The organism is Bacillus sp. F19 (assembly GCA_023823795.1).
Lineage (GTDB): Bacteria > Bacillota > Bacilli > Bacillales > Bacillaceae > Bacillus_P.
In genome coordinates, this window is the sequence record CP085710.1 from 62,581 (window position 1) to 84,247 (window position 21,667).

19 protein-coding genes and 2 tRNA genes are annotated in these 21,667 nt (G+C 41.2%); all 21 read left to right on the forward strand.

Annotated elements, in window-relative coordinates; all coding sequences use genetic code 11:
• Positions 1–170: 170 nt before the first annotated feature.
• Complete coding sequence (glmU, locus tag LIT25_00340; GenBank protein USK33955.1) at positions 171–1,526, forward strand: bifunctional UDP-N-acetylglucosamine diphosphorylase/glucosamine-1-phosphate N-acetyltransferase GlmU; 1,356 nt, start codon at positions 171–173, stop codon at positions 1,524–1,526.
• 61 nt (positions 1,527–1,587) lie between these two features.
• Complete coding sequence (locus LIT25_00345) at positions 1,588–2,541, forward strand: ribose-phosphate diphosphokinase (GenBank protein USK33956.1); 954 nt, start codon at positions 1,588–1,590, stop codon at positions 2,539–2,541.
• Positions 2,542–2,732: 191 nt separating this feature from the next.
• Positions 2,733–3,368, forward strand: a complete 636-nt coding sequence (locus tag LIT25_00350; protein USK33957.1) for a 50S ribosomal protein L25/general stress protein Ctc — start codon at positions 2,733–2,735, stop codon at positions 3,366–3,368.
• A 229-nt stretch (positions 3,369–3,597) separates the two neighbouring features.
• Positions 3,598–4,155 carry an aminoacyl-tRNA hydrolase gene (pth, locus tag LIT25_00355; GenBank protein ID USK33958.1) on the forward strand — a complete coding sequence of 186 codons (558 nt, stop codon included), beginning with the start codon at positions 3,598–3,600 and terminating at the stop codon, positions 4,153–4,155.
• A 65-nt stretch (positions 4,156–4,220) separates the two neighbouring features.
• The gene (locus tag LIT25_00360) at positions 4,221–4,451 is read left to right on the forward strand and encodes an anti-sigma-F factor Fin family protein (protein ID USK33959.1); all 231 of its coding nucleotides are present in this window, start codon (positions 4,221–4,223) and stop codon (positions 4,449–4,451) included.
• A 156-nt stretch (positions 4,452–4,607) separates the two neighbouring features.
• Positions 4,608–8,138 (forward strand): transcription-repair coupling factor, encoded by a 3,531-nt coding sequence (gene mfd / locus LIT25_00365; GenBank protein ID USK33960.1) that lies wholly within the window; start codon positions 4,608–4,610, stop codon positions 8,136–8,138.
• A 202-nt stretch (positions 8,139–8,340) separates the two neighbouring features.
• Positions 8,341–8,877 carry a stage V sporulation protein T gene (gene spoVT, locus LIT25_00370; GenBank protein USK33961.1) on the forward strand — a complete coding sequence of 179 codons (537 nt, stop codon included), beginning with the start codon at positions 8,341–8,343 and terminating at the stop codon, positions 8,875–8,877.
• Positions 8,878–9,077: 200 nt separating this feature from the next.
• Positions 9,078–10,670, forward strand: coding sequence for a polysaccharide biosynthesis protein (locus tag LIT25_00375; protein ID USK33962.1), 1,593 nt, complete (start codon positions 9,078–9,080; stop codon positions 10,668–10,670).
• A gap of 20 nt (positions 10,671–10,690) precedes the next feature.
• The gene (mazG, locus tag LIT25_00380; protein ID USK33963.1) at positions 10,691–12,160 is read left to right on the forward strand and encodes a nucleoside triphosphate pyrophosphohydrolase; all 1,470 of its coding nucleotides are present in this window, start codon (positions 10,691–10,693) and stop codon (positions 12,158–12,160) included.
• A gap of 15 nt (positions 12,161–12,175) precedes the next feature.
• Entirely contained in the window at positions 12,176–12,439 is a 264-nt protein-coding gene (locus tag LIT25_00385; protein ID USK33964.1) for an RNA-binding S4 domain-containing protein, read from the forward strand.
• Positions 12,440–12,531: 92 nt separating this feature from the next.
• Positions 12,532–12,837, forward strand: a complete 306-nt coding sequence (gene yabP / locus LIT25_00390) for a sporulation protein YabP (GenBank protein ID USK33965.1) — start codon at positions 12,532–12,534, stop codon at positions 12,835–12,837.
• On the forward strand, positions 12,834–13,463 hold the full coding sequence (yabQ, locus tag LIT25_00395) for a spore cortex biosynthesis protein YabQ (GenBank protein USK33966.1): 630 nt from the start codon (positions 12,834–12,836) through the stop codon (positions 13,461–13,463). Before yabP ends, yabQ begins: the two co-directional genes overlap by 4 nt.
• Before the next feature lie 13 nt (positions 13,464–13,476).
• Complete coding sequence (locus tag LIT25_00400; protein USK33967.1) at positions 13,477–13,857, forward strand: septum formation initiator family protein; 381 nt, start codon at positions 13,477–13,479, stop codon at positions 13,855–13,857.
• A gap of 81 nt (positions 13,858–13,938) precedes the next feature.
• The gene (locus tag LIT25_00405; protein USK33968.1) at positions 13,939–14,391 is read left to right on the forward strand and encodes an RNA-binding protein S1; all 453 of its coding nucleotides are present in this window, start codon (positions 13,939–13,941) and stop codon (positions 14,389–14,391) included.
• Positions 14,392–14,852: 461 nt separating this feature from the next.
• Positions 14,853–14,929: transfer RNA gene (locus LIT25_00410), tRNA-Met, on the forward strand.
• 8 nt (positions 14,930–14,937) lie between these two features.
• Positions 14,938–15,009: transfer RNA gene (locus LIT25_00415), tRNA-Glu, on the forward strand.
• 205 nt (positions 15,010–15,214) lie between these two features.
• Positions 15,215–17,695 carry a stage II sporulation protein E gene (gene spoIIE / locus LIT25_00420; GenBank protein USK33969.1) on the forward strand — a complete coding sequence of 827 codons (2,481 nt, stop codon included), beginning with the start codon at positions 15,215–15,217 and terminating at the stop codon, positions 17,693–17,695.
• Positions 17,696–17,806: 111 nt separating this feature from the next.
• Complete coding sequence (locus LIT25_00425) at positions 17,807–18,544, forward strand: VWA domain-containing protein (protein USK33970.1); 738 nt, start codon at positions 17,807–17,809, stop codon at positions 18,542–18,544.
• Positions 18,510–19,496 (forward strand): protein kinase family protein, encoded by a 987-nt coding sequence (locus LIT25_00430; GenBank protein ID USK33971.1) that lies wholly within the window; start codon positions 18,510–18,512, stop codon positions 19,494–19,496. The genes LIT25_00425 and LIT25_00430 overlap by 35 nt, the downstream gene beginning before the upstream one ends.
• A gap of 150 nt (positions 19,497–19,646) precedes the next feature.
• Positions 19,647–21,032, forward strand: coding sequence for a tRNA lysidine(34) synthetase TilS (gene tilS, locus LIT25_00435; protein USK33972.1), 1,386 nt, complete (start codon positions 19,647–19,649; stop codon positions 21,030–21,032).
• Positions 21,033–21,053: 21 nt separating this feature from the next.
• Positions 21,054–21,596: a hypoxanthine phosphoribosyltransferase gene (hpt, locus tag LIT25_00440; GenBank protein ID USK33973.1), complete on the forward strand. Its 543-nt coding sequence runs from the start codon at positions 21,054–21,056 to the stop codon at positions 21,594–21,596.
• Positions 21,597–21,667: the final 71 nt, after the last annotated feature.

A 21,667-nucleotide genomic window follows, 5' to 3' on the forward strand; every position in this document is an offset into this window, starting at 1 on the left:
CGGGTAGGACTTAGTCCTATTCGGCTTTTTTGTTTTTTTTATGATTGAAAGATTCTTACATATCATGACAATTTTATGAAAAATTATGTACTTTCATATGTTTCCTTGAAATAAGGTGCTATTTGAGATATATTTTTCTATGGATAAAAAGGTATATTGGAGGCCTGGAAATGGATAACCGATACGCAGTAATTTTAGCTGCAGGACAAGGCACTAGAATGAAATCAAAGCTTTATAAAGTGCTGCATCCAGTTGGCGGAAAGCCGATGGTTCAGCATGTTGTTGATGAAGTTTCTAAATTAGATTTAAGCAAAATCGTTGCCATTGTAGGTCACGGAGCGGAAAAAGTACAAGATCAGCTTGGAGAAAGCGTCCAATATGCTGTCCAGGGTGAACAGCTTGGAACGGCTCATGCTGTTATGCAGGCAGCAGATCATTTAGAAGATCAAGAGGGAACGACTATTGTTATTTGCGGAGATACTCCTTTAATAACAGCAGAAACAATGGCATCATTACTTTCTCATCATACAGAAATGAAAGCAAAAGCTACAATTCTTACAGCGAAAGCAGAAGATCCTGCCGGTTACGGCCGCGTCGTCAGAAATGCGGAAGGCCGCGTTGAAAAAATTGTAGAGCATAAAGATTCAAATGCAGAAGAGCTCTTGATCAAGGAGATCAATACAGGCACTTATTGCTTTGACAACCGTGCTCTTTTTGATGCGCTGAAGAAAGTGTCAAATGACAATTCCCAAGGTGAATATTATCTTCCAGATGTGATTGAAATTCTTAAAACAAACAATGAAATCGTTTCGGCATTCCAGACGGCATCATTCGAAGAGACGCTTGGAGTAAATGATAGAGTAGCTCTTGCGCTAGCTGAGCAGTATATGAAAAAGCGGGTAAACGCCTTTCATATGAAAAACGGGGTTTCCATTATTGATCCTGAGAACACATACATCTCAAGTGATGCTAAAATTGGACGGGACACTGTGATTTACCCTGGCACTGTTATTTCAGGCAATACTGTTATTGGAGAAGATTCTATTATTGGACCTCATACAGAAGTAAAAGACTGCACGGTTGGAGATCGCACAACAATCCGCCAGTCTGTTGCACATGACAGTGAAATCGGTCATGATGTAAATATCGGGCCTTTTGCGCACATCAGACCTGCATCGTCTATTGCGGATGAGGTGAAGATCGGCAACTTTGTTGAAATCAAGAAATCATCAATGGGCAAAGCAAGCAAAGCTTCTCATTTAAGCTATATCGGCGATGCTGAAGTCGGCGCAGATGTGAACCTTGGCTGCGGATCCATTACTGTCAATTACGACGGCAAGAATAAATTCCTTACAAAAATTGAGGATGGTGTTTTCATAGGCTGCAATTCAAACTTAATTGCTCCGGTAACAGTCGGTCAAGGTGCGTATGTTGCGGCAGGCTCGACAATTACAGATGATGTACCTGGCAATGCGCTTTCTATTGCGCGTGCAAGACAAGTGAATAAAGATGGGTACATGAAGTAAAGAATGCGCAAGAAATCATACTTCTCAATATTATAAAACCTAGTGGAGGTCTCCTTTAAATATGTCTAATCGTTATGCAGATTCTAATTTAAAGATTTTTACATTAAACTCGAACACAGCTTTAGCTGAAGAGATTGCAGATGAAGTTGGTGTTGACTTAGGTAAATGTTCGGTAACTCGTTTCAGTGATGGGGAAGTTCAAATTAACATTGAAGAAAGTATCCGCGGCTGTGACGTTTTCGTTATTCAATCAACGAGCGCGCCAGTTAATGAACACTTGATGGAAGTATTGATAATGGTTGATGCGCTTAAGCGTGCCTCTGCTAAAACAATCAATATTGTTATGCCTTATTATGGCTATGCGCGTCAAGACCGCAAAGCGCGTGCACGTGAGCCGATTACCGCAAAGCTTGTTGCGAACTTGCTTGAAACGGCAGGCGCAGACCGCGTCATCACTCTTGATCTGCATGCTCCGCAAATTCAGGGATTCTTTGACATCTTAATTGACCATCTAATGGGTGTGCCGATTCTTTCAGAGTACTTCCTTGAAAAAGACTTAAAGGACATCGTTATTGTTTCGCCTGACCACGGTGGCGTAACGCGTGCCCGCAAGCTTGCAGACCGTTTGAAAGCGCCGATTGCGATCATCGACAAACGCCGTCCGAGACCGAATGTAGCTGAAGTAATGAACATTGTAGGTAACATTGAAGGCAAAACAGCTATCTTAATTGATGATATAATTGATACAGCCGGAACGATTACACTTGCTGCTAACGCATTAGTAGAAAACGGGGCAACAGAAGTATATGCTTGCTGTACTCATCCTGTTTTATCAGGACCTGCGATCGAGCGTATCCAAAACTCAAATATTAAAGAATTAGTTGTTACGAATTCAATTACTTTAAGTGAAGAGAAGAAAATTAGCAAGCTGAAACAGCTATCGGTTGCTCCACTAATTGGTGAAGCTATTATCCGAGTTCATGAAGAGCAATCTGTCAGCACTCTCTTTGATTAATGCTTTTGAAAAACACCCTCGCTGCCTTTTTGGCCCTGAGGGTGTTTTTGTATTATAAAAATCGTTAAAGAATATATATATGGAAGAAGAAGACGAGACGAAACCATCCTTTTCTAAGAAAAATGTTTAGACGCTGGCAATAATGGGAATTAAATAAGACATAACTTATCTTTAGGAAGGTGTTTTGGACTATGACAACATTAAAAGTACAAGAACGAACAGTATTTACAAACTCAGCAAGAAGAAAGGTTCGTGAACAGGGACAAGTTCCTGCTGTCATTTATGGAAAGTCAACGGATACAAAATCAATCTCCTTAGATAGCACTGAATTAATTAAAACGCTGCGTGATGAAGGACGAAACGCCATTATAAAGCTTGATTTAGATGGAAAATCACATTCGGTTATGCTGTATGAAATGCAGACAGATCCGCTCAAAAACGAAATCATTCATGCTGACTTCCATGTCGTCAACCTTAAAGAAGACGTTGTCGTTGAGGTTCCGATTACACTGACAGGCGATGCAGCAGGGGTAAAAGACGGCGGAGTGCTTCAGCAGCCAATGTATCAGGCATCAATTACAGCTAAACCTGGTGATATCCCTCAGTCCATTGAGGTCGATATTTCAGAGCTTGGCGTCAACGATACACTGACGATTAAAGATGTTAAGGTTTCTGGCAAGTACACATTCAATCATGAAGAAGATGAAGTTGTTGCTTCTATTCTGCCTCCAAAGCAAGAAGAAGAAATTGACAGCGGCGAGCAGCAAGAAGGTGGCGAACCGGAGCGTGTTGAGGGCAGAGAGAATAAAGAAGATTCCTCTGAATAAAATAAACAATTATAATTTGCAGAACGTAGCCATTTAATGGCTGCGTTTTTTATGGTATTGTTTAAATAGAGAAAAAGATACTAAAACTAGGGTGATGATAGGTGATTGGGATAAATCTCTCCAATCCGCATCATCCTTTTTGAACATAATTGAGCGAGTATGGCTAAGGTAGGTACACACTGTTGGTTAGCTTAGTTATACCACTTCTAGAATAAAGGCAGGTACGAGAATGAAACTATTCATTGGACTTGGGAATCCAGGGAAGCAATATGAGGATACACGGCACAATGTCGGCTTTATGGCGATTGACGAACTATCAAAGCGATTGGACATCCCTCTTGATCGTTCAAAGTTTAACGGAATCTTCGGAATCGGTCATGTTTCAGGCGAGAAAATCATATTATTAAAACCACTTACATATATGAACCTCTCAGGTGAATGTATCAGACCCTTGATGGACTATTATGAAATCGAGGAAAAAGACATTGCTGTCATTTACGATGATCTTGATTTACCCGCTGGAAAAGTGCGCCTGAGAATGAAGGGCAGTGCGGGCGGCCATAACGGAATCAAATCAATGATTACGCATTTAAACACCCAGGAATTTAATCGTGTGCGAATTGGAATCGACCGTCCGACAGGCGGAATGAGTGTTTCAAATTATGTATTAGGCTCATTCGGGAAAGAAGAACAGCCGAGCATAAAAGACGCGATTGCAATCTCTGCAGATGCATGTGAAAGCTTTATTACAGAGCCATTTTTACAGGTGATGAACAAATATAACTGAAGAGTATAAGCGAGCTCCTGAAGGTCCATACTAGAGTTAAAAACTTTTTCAGGAGGGGCTTTTCATTGGCGCTACATTATAACTGCCGTCATTGCGGTGTAAAGGTTGGAACAATTGACAGCGTTTCAGTATACAGTGAACAATTGGGATTCCATCACCTGTCGCAGGAAGAGAGACAAGAAATGATATCATATGAGTCGAATGGCGATATACTTGTAAAAACCATTTGCGAGGATTGTCAGGAAGCATTAGAGAGAAATCCTGATTATCATCAGCTGCAGCGTTTTATTCAATAGGAAAAGCTTTGGTGACGAAAGGAACCAAGGCATTTTTCCGTTAAATCCAGTAACTGATATTGTGCAGGCGCCGGAATCTCTGGCCCTGTGCTCTGCTTCTAATAGAGAGATCGACATCCGCCTTTCTATCACTAACAAAAGGGGAGGTTTTAGCCTTTGCAAAGTTTGCAGCATTACTTTTATGATAATGACGATTTTCAGACGATTATTGAAGGAGTTCATGGAGGCCTGAAAGAGCAGCTCGTAGCAGGCTTATCCGGCTCTGCAAGGTCTGTCTTCTCGTCTTCACTTTATCAGCATTCAAAAAAACCGATTTTAATGATTACCCATAACCTGTTTCAGGCACAGAAGATCTATGAAGACCTGGCCAACCTTATAGGAGATCAGGTTCTTCTTTATCCTGTAAATGAATTAATTGCTTCTGAGCTTGCTGTAGCAAGCCCTGAGTTAAAAGCACAGAGAATGGAAGTCCTGAATCAATTATCCCAAGATAAAAGAAAAATTATCGTTGCTCCAGTCGCAGCGCTCAGAAGGTTCTTGCCGCCGAAAGAAGCTTGGCTTGAAAATCAGTTTCATTTAAAGCTTGGACAAGAATTAAATCTTGAAAAAACAATGGCATCCTTAATTACGATGGGGTATGAAAGAGCCGGAATGGTTTCTGCTCCCGGAGAGTTCAGTTTAAGAGGCGGGATTATGGATATCTATCCTCTTACTGAAGAATACCCGATTCGGATTGAACTGTTTGATACAGAGATTGATTCGATCCGCTCTTTTAACAGCGAAGATCAGCGTTCAATTGCTAAGCTTAAAGAAGTTCATATCGGTCCTGCAGAGGAACTCATTGTTGATCAAAGCAGAATCACTGCATGCATACAGAAGCTGGAAAGTGGTTTAGCCTACAGCTTGAAACGGCTGAAGGATGAAAAACAAAAAGAGATTCTGGCAGAGAATATCGGGTATGAGCTTGAACAATTAAGGAACGGCCAATTTAATCAGGAAATGTTTAAATATCTTTCATACTTTTATGAGAAGCCCGCTAGTTTACTAGATTATTTTAATGAGCAGACCATTGTAGTCATGGATGAAGTCAGCAGAATTCAGGAAATGTACGAAAATCTTGAAAAAGAAGAGGCTGATTGGTATACGAGCCTGCTTGAGCACGGGAAAATTGTGAATGATGTTAAAATGTCCCATAAATATGCAGATGTTTTAACAAAAACAAAGCATCCGCTTGTCTATCTATCCCTATTTTTGCGTCATGTCCCGCATACAAGTCCTCAGAATATCTTAAATGTGTCATGTAAGCAGATGCAGAATTTTCATGGGCAAATGAATGTGCTGAAAAGTGAAATTGATAGATGGAAAAAAGCAAAATTCTCTGTTGTATTTCTTGGTGCTACGGAAGAGAGAGTCAAAAAGCTTGAGGGTGTGCTGGCTGATTATGACATTACAGCTGCTTTTTTGAAAAAAAATGAAGCGCCAAGGCTTGGCAATCTCTACATTATGGAAGGCGATCTGCAAACGGGGTTTGAACTCCCGCTGCAAAAGCTTGCCGTTATTACAGAGGAAGAGCTTTTTAAAAAGAGAGTGAAAAAACAGCCAAGAAGCCAGAAAATATCAAATGCGGAAAGAATTAAGAGCTATTCGGAACTTCAAGTTGGAGATCATGTTGTTCATGTGAATCACGGGATCGGTAAATACTTGGGTATTGAAACCCTCGTAATAAATGGCGTGCACAAAGACTATCTGCATATCCGCTATCATGGCAGCGATAAGCTGTATGTTCCTGTCGAACAAATTGATCTGATTCAGAAGTATGTAGGCTCAGAGGGAAAAGAGCCAAAGATTTACAAGCTTGGCGGCAGTGACTGGAAGCGGGTTAAGAAGAAAGTTGAATCCTCTGTCCAGGATATAGCTGATGACTTAATCAAGCTTTATGCTGAGAGGGAAGCAAGTGTAGGTTATGGGTTTTCGCCTGATGGCGAGATGCAGCGCGAGTTTGAATCGATTTTTCCATATCAGGAAACGGAGGATCAGCTTCGCTCCATTCATGAAATCAAGCTTGATATGGAAAGAGAACGGCCGATGGACCGGCTTCTTTGCGGTGATGTGGGCTATGGTAAAACAGAGGTTGCAATCCGTGCTGCATTTAAAGCCATTGCTGATGGTAAGCAGGTCGCCCTGCTGGTTCCGACAACCATCCTTGCACAGCAGCATTTTGAAACAATCCGGGAGAGGTTTCAGGATTACCCGATTAATATAGGCTTGCTCAGCCGTTTTAGATCAAGAAAAGAAATGAACGAAACAGTAAAAGGTCTGAATAACGGGACTGTTGACATGGTTATTGGGACACACCGCCTTTTATCTAAAGATGTTACGTACAAAGAGCTGGGCCTTTTGATTATCGATGAAGAGCAGCGCTTTGGTGTTACACATAAAGAGAAAATTAAACAAATGAAGGCAAACATTGATGTCCTGACTTTAACAGCTACCCCAATCCCGCGTACGCTCCATATGTCAATGCTTGGAGTCCGCGATTTGTCTGTTATCGAAACACCGCCTGAGAACCGGTTCCCTGTACAGACATATGTCGTTGAATATAATGGCGGGTTCGTCCGTGAAGCGATTGAAAGAGAACTTGCAAGGGGCGGCCAAGTCTACTTTTTATACAACCGCGTAGACGATATTGACCGCAAAGCAGATGAAATATCTATGCTTGTACCTGATGCACGTGTGACATACGCTCATGGAAAAATGTCCGAGAATGAACTTGAATCAACGATGCTTAATTTCCTTGATGGGCAATTTGATGTGCTTGTCAGTACGACAATCATTGAAACGGGGGTTGATATTCCAAATGTGAATACGCTGATCGTCCATGATGCCGATAAGATGGGTCTCTCTCAGCTCTATCAGCTAAGGGGCCGTGTCGGACGTTCCAGCCGAATTGCGTATGCTTACTTTACGTACCGAAAAGACAAAGTGTTGACTGAAGTAGCGGAAAAACGTCTGCAGGCAATTAAAGAGTTTACAGAGCTAGGTTCGGGCTTCAAAATTGCGATGCGCGACCTTTCTATCCGCGGAGCAGGAAATCTGCTTGGTGCACAGCAGCACGGATTCATCGATTCTGTTGGTTTTGATCTTTATTCTCAAATGCTGAAGGAAGCAATTGAGGAACGAAGAGAAGACGGTCCGAAAGAGAAACCGTTCCAGGTTGAAATCGATCTTGAAGTGGATGCTTACTTGCCGGAAGAGTACATTTCAGATGGCAGACAGAAGATCGACATCTATAAACGATTCAGAGCTGTTGCCTCTTTAGCTGATTTAGAAGAGCTGCAGGAAGAAATTGTCGATAGATTCGGGGATTATCCGGCAGAGGTAGGCTATCTTATGCAGATTGCAAAGCTTAAAGTTTTTGCCGTCCAGGAGAAGGTAGATATGATCAAGCAGGAAAAAGACTCAGTAGCCCTTTACGTCAGTGAAGATGCGAGCAGGCTGGTCGATGGGCAGAAGCTGTTTGAGCTGAGCAGCAAATACGGCAGAGCCGTCGGTCTCGGAATGGACGGTAAAAGGCTTAAAATCACCATCCAGACAAAAGGAGTTATTGCTGATAAATGGCTGAAGATCGCATCAGAGCTTTTAAATGGTTTAGGCTCGGTAAAAAAAGAAGAGATTTCTGCTAACTGAGTTTAATACCCGTTCTTTTTGTCTAAGCTGAAAAGAAAATACTGCCTATTCAAGAAAAATTCGCTGTGTTTGTGTATATTGCGTGTTTTAGTGAAGGATACTATCCCTAAGCAATGGTGATTGTTGAAAAAAGAAGCTCACTTTAGCTGGAGTCAACAATCATCAAGTACACAATCATCAAGTGAAAGTGAGGCAGCATTAGATGAAAGCAACTGGTATAGTACGTCGTATTGATGATTTAGGCCGTGTGGTGATCCCGAAGGAAATTCGCAGAACCCTGCGCATCAGAGAAGGAGATCCGCTTGAAATCTTCGTCGATCGAGACGGAGAAGTGATATTGAAAAAGTATTCACCTATAAGCGAGCTTGGCGATTTTGCAAAAGAATATGCTGATGCTCTATATGACAGCCTTGGACATCCCGTGCTGATATGTGACCGTGACACATACATAGCAGTTTCAGGAGGCTCTAAAAAGGAATACATGAATAAAAATATAAGCGAACAGGTAGAAAAAGCAATGGAAGAACGCAGCTCTGTGCTGAACACAGAAGGCGGGAATATCCAATTGATAGATGGAACAAGCGAAGAGCTTAAATCCTTCACAGTTGGACCGATTGTTGCCAATGGAGATCCTATCGGTGCTGTTGTTATCTTTTCAAAGGATCAGGATGTAGGAGAAGTAGAGCATAAAGCAGTAGAAACTGCAGCTGGGTTTTTGGCGCGCCAAATGGAACAGTAGTCATTATTCATATAGTTTTATCTAGGCAGCGATTTTTGCTGCCTTTTCCTATTGAATACTTATAGAGTCTTGATCGATGTCCAGCTCCTTATCTGTCTGCCTGCGCTAAACGGGCGCTTCCGCTTTTCTGAAGATGGAGCGGGTTACATATTGTGGTATAATAGGCACGTTCAGCTTAAAATTGGAAGGAGAATTGGGCGATGAACGTCCGTTCTGATACATCAGCAAATCTCTTTCTGCAAGGTGCCTTTGTACTGACACTTGCGGGACTGATTATAAAGATAATGAGCGCTGCTTACAGGGTGCCCTATCAAAATATTGTCGGAGACATAGGGTTTTACATATACCAGCAGGTTTATCCTTTTTACGGAATTGCCATTATGCTTGCTACAACCGGATTTCCGGTCATTATTTCAAAATTAATCATCGAATTTGGAGACAGAGAAAACGATTCCTCGATTTTTTCTATAGTAAAGATTTCCTTTTTGTTCTTAATTGCAGTTTGTACTTTATTCTTTTTATGCCTCTATTTTGGTGCAGTGTACATTTCAGAAATCATGGGGGACACAGAGCTTGCCCCGCTGCTTAAAATTATTTCATTTTCTTTTCTGCTGATTCCCTTTATATCGATTGCGAGGGGTTATTTTCAAGGATTTGATAATATGCTTCCTACTGCTCTCTCCCAAGTGACAGAACAAGGGATCAGAGTTGTAACGATCCTTTTCTTTTCATATATTCTGATTCACAATGGATACTCCCTTTACGAAGCGGGAGAAGGGGCTTTATTCGGCTCATTGACAGGCGGGCTGGCTGCTGCTGCAGTGTTATCTGTATTTTTGGCAAGAGACAAAAAAAGAGGTTTTCCTTTTCGAACAGGGAAATCATCCATTAACACAAAAACAATCGTTAAATATTTATTAATAAATACTATGACCATTTGCATCACAAGCTTAATGCTGATTTTCATCCAATTGATTGATGCGATGCAGCTATATTCGGCGCTTCGCTCAAACGGAATTGAAATGTCCGCTGCCAAAGCTCTAAAAGGCATATATGACAGGGGTCAGCCTCTGATTCAGATTGGGACTGTCGCAGCAACATCCTTTTCCTTATCTTTAGTTCCGCTTATCTCATATGCGAAAAAGAATCATGAAGCTTACGTGATTGAAGATAAAATAACGAGCTCCATGAAAATCTGCACAGTAATTGGAACGGGTGCAGCAGCAGGACTGATTATGATTATGGAGCCGACAAACATCATGCTGTACCGGGATGCATCGGGAACGAAAGTACTGGCTGTTTTAGGCGTTTCAGTCATTTTTACATCCTATGCACTGACACTTTCTGCGATCTTGCACGGGCTAAGTTTCACTTTTTTTCCTGCAGCTGCAGTTCTGATTGGAACAGCAGTTAAACTTGGTTTAAACATTCTTTTGGTTCCGTCGATGAATACGGAGGGGGCAGCTGTTGCAACAGTTGCTGCATATGCAGTGATCAGTCTTCTGAATGCCTATTATTTGAAAACGAAAGGCTACATGCTGATCAGCTGGATGGATATTCTCAAAACTGCCGCCGCTGCAGGTCTGATGATTGCGGTACTTTTTCTTTATATGTCGGTCTTTGATCAATATTGGGCGGACCATGACCGTGTGGCGGCTGCAATAGGATCATTAATGGGTGCTTTAACAGGAGCGGTCATCTATATAATGGCCATTTTAAAACTATCTATTTTTACAAATAATGAACTAGCTGCATTTCCGGGCGGAAAAAAGCTTGAGAAGTTTTTAAAATAAATGAAACGGGGTATGGAATGATGGCGAAAAAGATTACTGTTGTAGGACTTGGGGGCTCAGATGCCAGTCATTTGCCGCTTGGAGTTTATCGTAAACTTACATCAGCCTCCCACTTGTTTTTAAGAACAAAAGAACATCCTGTGGTTGATGAACTGAGGGCAGAACTGCCGGATTTCAGGACATTTGATCACCTTTACGAAGAGAATGACAAGTTCGGTGATGTTTACGCTAAAATTGAACTGGAGCTATACAAGGAAGCGGAAGATAAAGAGATTATTTATGCTGTTCCTGGACATCCGCTTGTTGCAGAGCAGACGGTGCAATTGCTTCTTCAAAATGGCGGACAGAAAGGCTATGAGATCCATATAGCTGGAGGCCAAAGCTTTTTAGATGCCACATTTACTGCGCTTCAAATCGATCCGATTGATGGGTTTCAAATGGTTGACGGTCTGACGATGAAGAGAGAACAGTTAAATTTCAGACAGCATTTGATTATTTGCCAGGTATATGACCAAATGGTTGCTTCTGAAGTGAAATTAACTCTGATGGAAGATTTGCCTGATGACTATGAGGTTAAGATTATTACGGCGGCCGGAAGCAGTGAGCAAAAGATCGTAAAGGTACCCCTTTTTGAGCTTGACCGGGTTACGTCGGTTAACAACTTAACAAGTGTGTATGTACCTCCTGCAGAAGATGAGAGCATTCTGAATCATCAATTTTCAGCACTGCGCGCGGTGATTGCTGAGCTTCGGGGGCCAAATGGGTGCCCGTGGGATTTAAAGCAGACCCATCAGTCCCTGAAAAAATATTTAATTGAAGAATGCTATGAGTTAATAGAGGCCATTGACGAAGAGGATGATGAACATGTGGTTGAAGAGCTTGGAGATGTTCTGCTTCAGGTCATGCTGCATTCTCAAATTGGCTCAGACGATGGCATGTTCTCCATTGATGATGTCATCAGAACATTAACAGAAAAAATGATCCGCAGACATCCTCATGTTTTTTCAACTGCTGTTGTAAGCGGAACAGACGAAGTCCTGTCGAACTGGCAGGAGATAAAACGTGCAGAGAAGGGATCTGATGAAAAAGAATCCCTATTGAAATCCATTGCCGGTTCACTCCCTGCATTATCTAAGGCCTACCATATTCAAAAGAAGGCTGCAAAAGTCGGTTTTGACTGGGATCATGCTGAGTCAGCGTGGGAAAAGGTTCATGAAGAGATGCAGGAATTCAAGGCTGAAACAGCAGAAAATCATGCTGATCAAACGAAGATCCTGGCGGAGTTTGGGGACATCCTCTTTGCACTGGTCAACATCGGCAGATTTTACGGAGTTGAACCTGAGGAAGCCTTATCGGCAACCAATCATAAATTTAAAAGACGATTCGAATATATTGAGAAAAAGGCAGTTGAACTGAATCTAAACCTGGAACAAATGTCTCTTGAACAAATGGATTCTTACTGGGATGAAGCAAAAAGCAAAGGGCTATAAAGGGGTGATGAAAAGATGAGACTAGATAAATTTTTGAAGGTTTCAAGACTGATTAAAAGAAGAACACTTGCAAAAGAAGTGTCTGACCAAGGCAGAATAACGGTTAATGGCACAGTGGCAAAAGCAAGTTCTATTGTAAAATTAGGTGATGAGCTTGCCATTCGATTTGGGCAAAAACGCATCATCGTGAAAATTGAAAACCTGCAGGATTCTTCTAAAAAAGAAGATGCAGCGGGCATGTATTCACTTGTAAAAGAAGAAAAAATCAGCGAAGAATAGAATTTGATATCATGTGAGGGCTTGTTCTATTTCGCATTCTTGGCTCATAGAAATAGGTAAGAATATTTCTTAGAAGAATGCGGGGGTTGGCAATGAATCAATATTATGATAATCAATCACAGCCTAAGGGAACGATCCAGGAGCATGATGTTATTATGAGAGGCCGTAAACTGCTTGATATTACAGGCGTTACACATGTTGAAAGCTTTGATAATGAAGAATTTCTGCTTGAGACGGTGATGGGTGCTCTTGCTATCCGCGGTGAGAATCTCCAAATGAAAAATTTGGACGTAGATAAAGGGATCGTCTCAATAAAAGGAAGAATTTTTGATCTCGTTTATCTGGATGAGCATCAGACGGAGAAAGCTAAAGGACTCTTTAGCAAGTTATTTAAATGACGCTCTCCACTCAATTCCTGACGATGCTTTCCATGGTTTGTTCAGGCTGTTTTATTGGCGCTTCACTAGATACTTACGGCCGCTTTCTTATGCGGCCGAGAAGAGCCAAATGGGTTGTATTCATAAATGACATCCTATTCTGGCTCGTACAGGGCCTCCTTTTATTTTATATTCTCCTGAATGTGAATGAAGGGGAATTCCGCATATACATTCTGCTTGCCCTGCTGTGCGGATATGCGGCATATCAAAGCTTGATCAAAGGTATTTACTTAGCTCTTCTCGAATTCATTATTAAGTGTACAGTAGGCATTTATAAGACGATGCTGAAGATGGGAAACTTTTTTTTAATTAAGCCAATTGTTGGCATTTTTAATTTATTGACAGCAATTATAAGCGGACTTGTCATTTTTTTATGGAACTTGTTAAAATGGATGGCAAGAGTGGTTTATGCCATTGCAAAGGTGCTGTTATCTCCCGTTTTTTGGATCTTAAAAGGATTGTGGAGACTGATTCCATTGTCCATCAGAAACTTTTTTTACAGGTTTTTCAAAAAAACGGCAGGACTTTATGAGAAAATCAAGAATAAGAGTGGTAACTTATGGATTTCGTGGAAAAAGAAGAAATAAAGGAGGCTAATAAATGAGTCTCGCTAAAGACCGGAAAATTACGCAGCTTCAATCACAGTATATGCAGCAGCAGGAGCGGAAAGATCAGATATTAAAAAGGCGAAAACGCGGATTGATCAGACGGTTGACATTATTTGGATTGATTGCAGCGGTAACTTCTGTTATCGTATTAACGACTCTCATATCTCAATCTAGTGCCATTAATGAGAAGGTTCATCAAAAGAAAGAACTTCAAACTCAATTAACGGAGCTTCAAAAAGAGGAAAAGGTATTAGAGGAAGAAATCGTAAAGTTGAATGATGATGAGTATATTGCTAAAATTGCTCGTCGGGACTATTTTTTATCTGAAGACAATGAGATTATCTTCACGTTGCCAAAAAAAGATAAAGAGTAGTGTTGTTGACACTTGATTTTTGGATTATGTATAATTAAATAAATGAGTTTTTTATGTTTATTAAGGAGGAGCATTTTTTTTATGTCGATAGAAGTTGGCAGCAAGTTACAGGGTAAGGTAACGGGCATTACAAATTTCGGAGCGTTCGTAGAGCTTTCGGGTGGCACTACAGGACTCGTCCACATCAGTGAAGTTGCTGATAATTATGTGAAAGATATTAACGATCACTTAAAAGTCGGTGACGAGGTAACGGTTAAAGTCATCAATGTAGAGAAAGACGGAAAAATTGGCTTGTCAATTAAAAAGGCAATTGATCGTCCTGAGCGCCCAGAACGTTCAGAACGCCCGAATCGCTCAGACCGTCCAAACCGCTCAGATCGTCCAAGAGGCAGAACGAACACAAATGAATTCCGCCCTAAAGAGAATTTCGAGCAAAAAATGAGCAGATTCTTAAAAGACAGTGAGGATCGCTTATCATCACTTAAACGCAATACAGAATCAAAGCGCGGCGGTCGCGGAGCAAGAAGAGGTTAACTTGCTGCTATCTGATATAAATGCTGAAACGGCAGAGGAAGTACATGAGAATGTGCTTTCTTTTTTTATGGATAAGGAAGTATGTGGATATCCGCATTCGTGTCTATAGCTCCAGTTTTTGTGCTGGGCGCCACTAGTTGGCTAATAAAAGGCTATTTAAGCTTATTGATTAGAATAACGGGTGAAAAATCAAGCAAAAGGATAAATGGGTTGTTTTAGCTACTAAACAATTCCACTGCTTGCCGGGATGATTGGTCCGGTCTGTTTTTTTTCACTGCCGAAGCGTTCAGGCGGTTCTCTATATCTTTATCTGCTCAAAACGAGTGAACGATTTTTCATGAATAGATCCCATTTATTCCGACAGCGTTTACTGAATATTTCAACTTTCTTTTTTTTGTTGACGAAAGTCGAAATCCTTTGTATTATATATCTTGTGCCTTATAACATTTGGCAGTTAAAATGGCGGTGTAGCTCAGCTGGCTAGAGCGTACGGTTCATACCCGTGAGGTCGTGGGTTCGACTCCCTCCGCCGCTACCATTTTTTCCGGCCCGTTGGTCAAGCGGTTAAGACACCGCCCTTTCACGGCGGTAACACGGGTTCGAATCCCGTACGGGTCATCAAGATGAAAACCCTGATTTTCCTTAATGGAAAATCAGGGTTTTTGTTGTTTTCATTATGAAAATAAAAAGCTTTTTCGGGCATTTTGTCGCTATTCAAAAAAACAGTCGAACGTTTCTTGGGATAAGCTTCCTTCTTTTGACAAAATCTTTTTTTTACCTTCGATATAATAACCACATCATTAAAAAGTGGGGGAATGAAAATATGGAAAAGGTAGAAAGAAGGGTTATCGAGCCGATTACGGAAGTGAATCTTGAGAGGACGCATCAATGGTTTAATCGTTCAGTTCATCGTTTTGGGACAAGACTGCAGCTGCTCTTTTTGCATAAAGGTCTTCTTTATGTGCTGATCGGCTTTCTGCTGGGAAGAGCACTTATTTTAACTGAAGTACTTCCTTTTGCGCTGCCGTTCTTTGGCGCTGTCCTCTTAATGAAAAAAGATAAAGCGCTATTCTCCTCGTTTGCTCTGATCGCAGGAGCTGTCACGATATCGTGGCAGACCTCTCTATTTGTCACTGCCTCTATTCTTATCTTTCTGATCATGAAAAAAATAACCTCTCTTTTCTATAAAGATAAAATGAAAGCATTGCCGTTTGTTGTTTTCCTTTCAATGATGCTGACTAGAATCGGCTACTTCTATCTACAGGGTTCCCTTACATTGTACGATTATATGATGGCGGGGGTTGAGTCAGGACTTGCTTTTATTCTGACACTTATTTTTCTGCAGAGCTTGCCTCTAATATCAGCCAGGAAGTACAAGCAGTCTCTTAAAATAGAAGAAATCATATGCATTATGATTCTTCTTGCTTCCGTGCTGACCGGTTTTGTTGGGGTCTCCTATCAGGAGCTTCAGGCAGAGCATGTTTTATCGAGATATATTGTCCTGCTGTTTGCTTTTATCGGAGGATCGAGCATTGGCTGCACAGTAGGTGTTGTAACCGGCTTAATCTTGAGTCTTGCCAATGTCGGAAACCTCTATCAAATGAGTCTCCTTGCCTTCTCAGGGTTACTTGGAGGGCTCTTAAAAGAAGGTCAGAAATTCGGGGCGGCCATCGGTTTGTTAATCGGATCTCTGCTGATTTCCCTTTACGGAGAAGGGTCATCCGACCTGATGAAAAACTTATCGGAATCACTCATTGCCATTGGGTTATTTCTATTAACACCAAAAGCAATTACAAATAAATTAGCTAAGCATATTCCAGGAACAAACGAACATACACAGGAACAGCAGCAGTATGTAAGAAAAATCAGGGATGTAACGGCCCATCGGGTAGATCAATTCTCTCAAGTATTTCATGCCCTTTCAGAAAGCTTTGTCACATTCTATGAAAAAAGTGAAGAGTCAGAAGATCAAAGGGGGACCGACTTGTTTTTAAGCACCATAACTGAAAAAACGTGCCAGACCTGTTTTAAAAAAGAACGGTGCTGGGTGCAGAACTTTGATACAACCTATGACTTTATGAAGGAAATTATGCATGAAAGCAAAGAAAATACGTATCACGGTAACCGGAAATTAAAAAAGGAATTTGAGAGATATTGTTCAAAATCGAAAAAAGTAGAGGAGGCTATTGAACAGGAAATTAACTATTACGACGCTAATGAAAAGTTAAAAGAGCAGGTGCAGGAGAGCAGAAGGCTCGTAGCGGAACAGTTGATGGGAGTTTCGCAGGTCATGGAGGATTTTGCAAAGGAAATAAAGCGTGAACGAGAAAATCATTTTGTTCAGGAAGAACAAATTCTTGAGGCGCTTCAAAGCTTTGGGATTGAAATCGGGCACGTAGATATATACAGCCTGGAGCAGGGAAATGTTGATATCGAGATGAGTATTCCATTTTGCAATGGACACGGGGAGTGCGAGAAGATCATCGCACCAATGCTCTCTGATATTCTGGAAGAGTCAGTGATTGTCAAACATGAAGAATGCTCGAGCTATCCGAATGGATATTGTCATGTCTCCTTCGGTTCTTCGAGAACATATAGAGTTGATTCCGGTGTGGCTCATGCGGCAAAAGGAGGAGGTCTTGTTTCCGGAGACAGTTATTCAACGATTGAACTCGGTTTTGGAAAATACGCCATTGCGATCAGTGACGGCATGGGAAATGGAGTGAGAGCCCATTTCGAGAGCAATGAGACAATAAAGCTGTTACAAAAGATTCTGCAGTCCGGAATTGAAGAAAAAGTTGCAATTAAGACAATAAATTCCATTTTATCCCTAAGAACGACGGACGAAATTTTTTCAACGCTTGATTTGGCTATTGTTGATCTGCAGGATGCAACCTGCAAATTTTTAAAGATTGGATCCACACCAAGCTTTATTAAACGCGGCGATCAAATCATGAAAATTCAAGCCAGCAATTTGCCGATGGGAATCATTGAGGAATTTGATGTTGATGTCGTTGGAGAACAGCTGAAGGCGGGAGATCTTCTGATCATGATGAGTGATGGAATCTTCGAAGGGCCAAAGCATGTGGAGAATCATGATTTGTGGATGAAGAGGAAAATAAAAGAATTGGAGACAATGGATCCGCAAGAGGTGGCAGATTTAATTATGGAGGAGGTTATCCGTACGAGAGCAGGCAAGATTGAGGATGATATGACGGTGGTTGTAGCCAAAATCGATCATAATACTCCTAAATGGGCTTCTATTTCAACGTCCAAACATTACAAAAAGCAAAATGTGATTTAGAAGAATCACCCTTTAAATAAGCCCCTTCTAAAGTATAAAACTCTTATTTCATGGCGAGGATGGTAGTACATTATTTCCTTGGTGATAAGAGGATATTAGGAGGGGACTAAAATGAATAAGGGAAAATTAAAACAAATTCTGCTTATAACAGACGGCTGCTCCAATCACGGTGAAGATCCGATTGCGATGGCGGCTCTGGCAAAAGAACAAGGAATTTCAGTGAACGTAATCGGAATCGTAGAAGAAAATGTGATTGATCAGGAGGCGATCGATGAGATTGAAGGGATAGCTATGTCGGGCGGAGGCGTAAGCCAGATTGTCTATGCTCATCAGCTCTCTCAAACGGTGCAAATGGTAACAAGGCAAGCAATGACTCAAACTCTGCAAGGGGTGGTCAATTCTGAACTTCAGCAAATCTTTGGAAAGAAAGTCTCGATGGAGGAGCTTTCGCCTGAAAAACGGGGAGAGGTGATGGAAGTAGTCGATGAGCTTGGAGAAACGATCGGCATGGAGATTTTAATATTAGTAGATATGAGCGGAAGCATGAAGCCGAAGCTGCCGACTGTAAAAGAATCACTTTTGGATTTATCTATCAGCTTAAATTCGAGAATTGGGGAAAATCAATTTTCAGTGTCTGTATTTCCTGGGAAAAAGGATGAAGTTGAAACCATTTTGGAATGGACACCGAAACTTGAATCTCTCTCCTCTATTTTTCCTAAACTTACAACTGGCGGCATTACACCGACCGGACCGGCTATTCGTGATGGCATCCACTCGTTTAAGAAAAAGCGTTCTTTAAGGAGTTTGCTCTCAGATGATGAACAATACTTCAGCGAATCAAACATGTAAAGCGGCACCAGGCACTATTATTAAGGGAAAGTGGCATCATCAGCAGTACCGGATATTGAAACCTCTTGGTCAGGGTGCTACAGGGATTGTCTATTTAGCGGAGGGAAAACATGGACTTTCAGCTCTTAAAGTAAGTGAGAACAGCATGTCCATTACTTCTGAAGTGAATGTCCTTAAACACTTTTCAAAGGTCCAGGGGAATTCCCTTGGGCCTGCTTTAATTGATGTAGATGATTGGATGAATCCCAGAACACGAACGCAAGTTCCTTTTTATGTAATGGAATATATTAAAGGAAAGCAATATCTTGATTTTATCCAGACCAACGGCCATGAATGGATTGGTGTTTTAACAATTCAGCTTCTCTCGAATCTGCAGGAGCTCCATCAGGCAGGCTGGGTTTTCGGCGACTTGAAACCAGAGAATCTGATTGTGGCCGACAGGCCGGTTCAGCTCAGGTTTATAGATGTTGGAGGAACAACGCTTAAGGGCAGGTCGATAAAAGAGTTTACCGATTTTTTTGATAGAGGGTACTGGGGACTCGGGACCCGCAAGGCGGAGGCGGAGTATGATCTATTTGCAGCTGCTATGATCGTGATCAATTCTGTTTATCCTAAACGGTTTAAAAAGCAGGGCGACGGATGCGGTCAGCTGAATGCCGTTATTCAGTCAAATCCTTACTTGCGGCAGCATTCTGCCGTTTTAAATAATGCCATCTTGGGAAAATACAAGTATGCTTCTGAAATGAAACAGGATTTCCTGCAGTCTCTTTATCCAAAGAGGAGCAGAAAACCCCCTGCCTCATCAAGACAGCCTGCTCCAAATCAGCAGCAGAAAAAAACGCGAGTGCAGGTTAAAAAGAAGAGCAAAGTAAGCGGATGGCTCGAAACTGTGATGATTATTGCTGCTTTATGCATTATCTATTCATTCTATGTTTATCACTATCTCATGTAAATTTGATAAATGTGTGAACCGGGGACTTCTTTTTTGCAGACGCCAAAGCATGCGTGATAGTATTAAAGTGCACTCATTATAGAATGCTGTTCTCGGACAGGATGCGTTTTAGGAAAAACTTATTAAATAATGCTATAAAAGAGGAATGCCATGCTAGAACGTTTCCGGACTTTTCTTAATGTTAACGATATAAAAGATGCAACCATTGTGATCGGGGTTTCAGGCGGACCTGATTCGCTCGCCCTTCTTCACTTATTTATGAGGTTTCGGCAAGCTTATCAGCTTAAAATCATTGCTGCTCATGTAGATCATATGTTTAGAGGTTCACAATCCGAAGAAGAAATGGAATTTGTTAAGCACTATTGCCGTTCGAATGGGGTTCCATGTGAAGCTGTTCAGCTGAACGTTCCCCACTTCGCCAGGGAGCACCCTGAAATGAGCTCTCAGAATGCAGCCAGAGAATGCCGCTACGCTTTCTACAGCAAAGTAATGGAAAAGTATGATGGAAATTTTTTGGCTTTAGGGCATCATGGCGATGATCAGGTTGAGACCATTTTAATGAGAATGACTAGAGGCGGAATGGGTGCTTCTATTGCAGGAATTCCTGAAATACGTGATTTTGACAGCGGGAAAATCATTCGTCCTTTCTTATCCTTTACAAAAGAACAAATTCTTACTTACTGTCTTGACCAGAAGCTTGCTCCGCGGTTTGATCCAAGCAACGAGAAACTTGACTATACGAGAAATCGCTTTCGCAAACATATTTTGCCGTTTCTTAAGGAAGAAAACCCTAAGGTTCATGAAAGATTTCAGTTTTTCAGCAGAACATTTAGAGAAGATGAGCAGTTCTTACAGGAATTAACGAATGAAAAATTGAATACAGTATTGAAAAGGAAAGAAAAGAACGAAATCGAACTGAATATTGAAATGTTTAAAACCCTGCCTATGCCTTTACAAAGAAGAGGTATTCAACTAATATTAAACTATCTTTACGAAGATATTCCATCTTCCCTTTCTTCTATACATATAGAGAGTCTTCAGTCTTTACTCTCGCAAAAACATCCTTCCGGTTCACTTGATTACCCAGACGGTCTAAAAGTAATCAAATCTTATCAAACGTGTTTGTTTACTTTTGAACAAAACACAGACCAGTCATATGAGATGCAGGTGCAGATACCTTCTAGCACAGCCCTCCCAAACGGGTATATCTTAACTTGTGAAATTGCGGACAGGAGTCCTGATGATCTGTCAGGGAACCATGTGTTCGTCATGCCTTATTCTTCTTTGAACAAGCCCTTGCTGATCCGCACAAGAAGGCAGGGCGATAAAATCAAACTGAAAGGCATGAATGGTACGAAAAAAGTAAAAGATATATTTATTGATGCTAAAGTACCGATCAATAAGAGAAACAGCTGGCCTGTTTTAGAAGATGGCAGCGGTAATATCCTCTGGCTTCCCGGCCTTAAGAAATCTTCATTTGAAGAATACGGGTTATCCGAGGGCGATTGTGTTGTACTGGAATATAAAGAGCAATGATTTTGTAGGGGGCAACTTGTAATGAAGCAGGATATCGAAAAAGTATTAATCACAGAAGAAGAGATCAGTGTCAAAGTAAAAGAATTGGGCAAAGTGCTTACAGAAGAATATAAAGACCGCTTTCCGCTCGCAATTGGTGTTTTAAAAGGTGCAATGCCTTTTATGGCTGATCTGCTGAAGAACATCGATACATACTTGGAAATGGACTTTATGGATGTTTCAAGTTATGGTACATCTACGGTCTCTTCCGGAGAAGTTAAGATCCTTAAGGATTTGGATACTTCAGTTGAAGGCAGAGACATTCTTATCATTGAAGATATCATCGACAGCGGTTTAACGCTAAGCTACTTAGTAGAGCTTTTCCGTTACCGTAAAGCAAAAACAATCAGAATTGTGACCTTGCTTGATAAACCAGCTGGACGAAAAGCTGATATCCAGGCAGATTATGTAGTCTTTGAAGTTCCGGATGCATTTGTAGTCGGCTATGGTTTAGATTACATTGAACGCTACCGCAATCTTCCGTACATCGGCGTACTGAAGCCTGAAATTTATCAAAATAACTAACACTGGATTTTGTCAAGTATACAAATAGCTAATTAGTTGTATTGGTATGATTTTCTATGATACTATTTAAA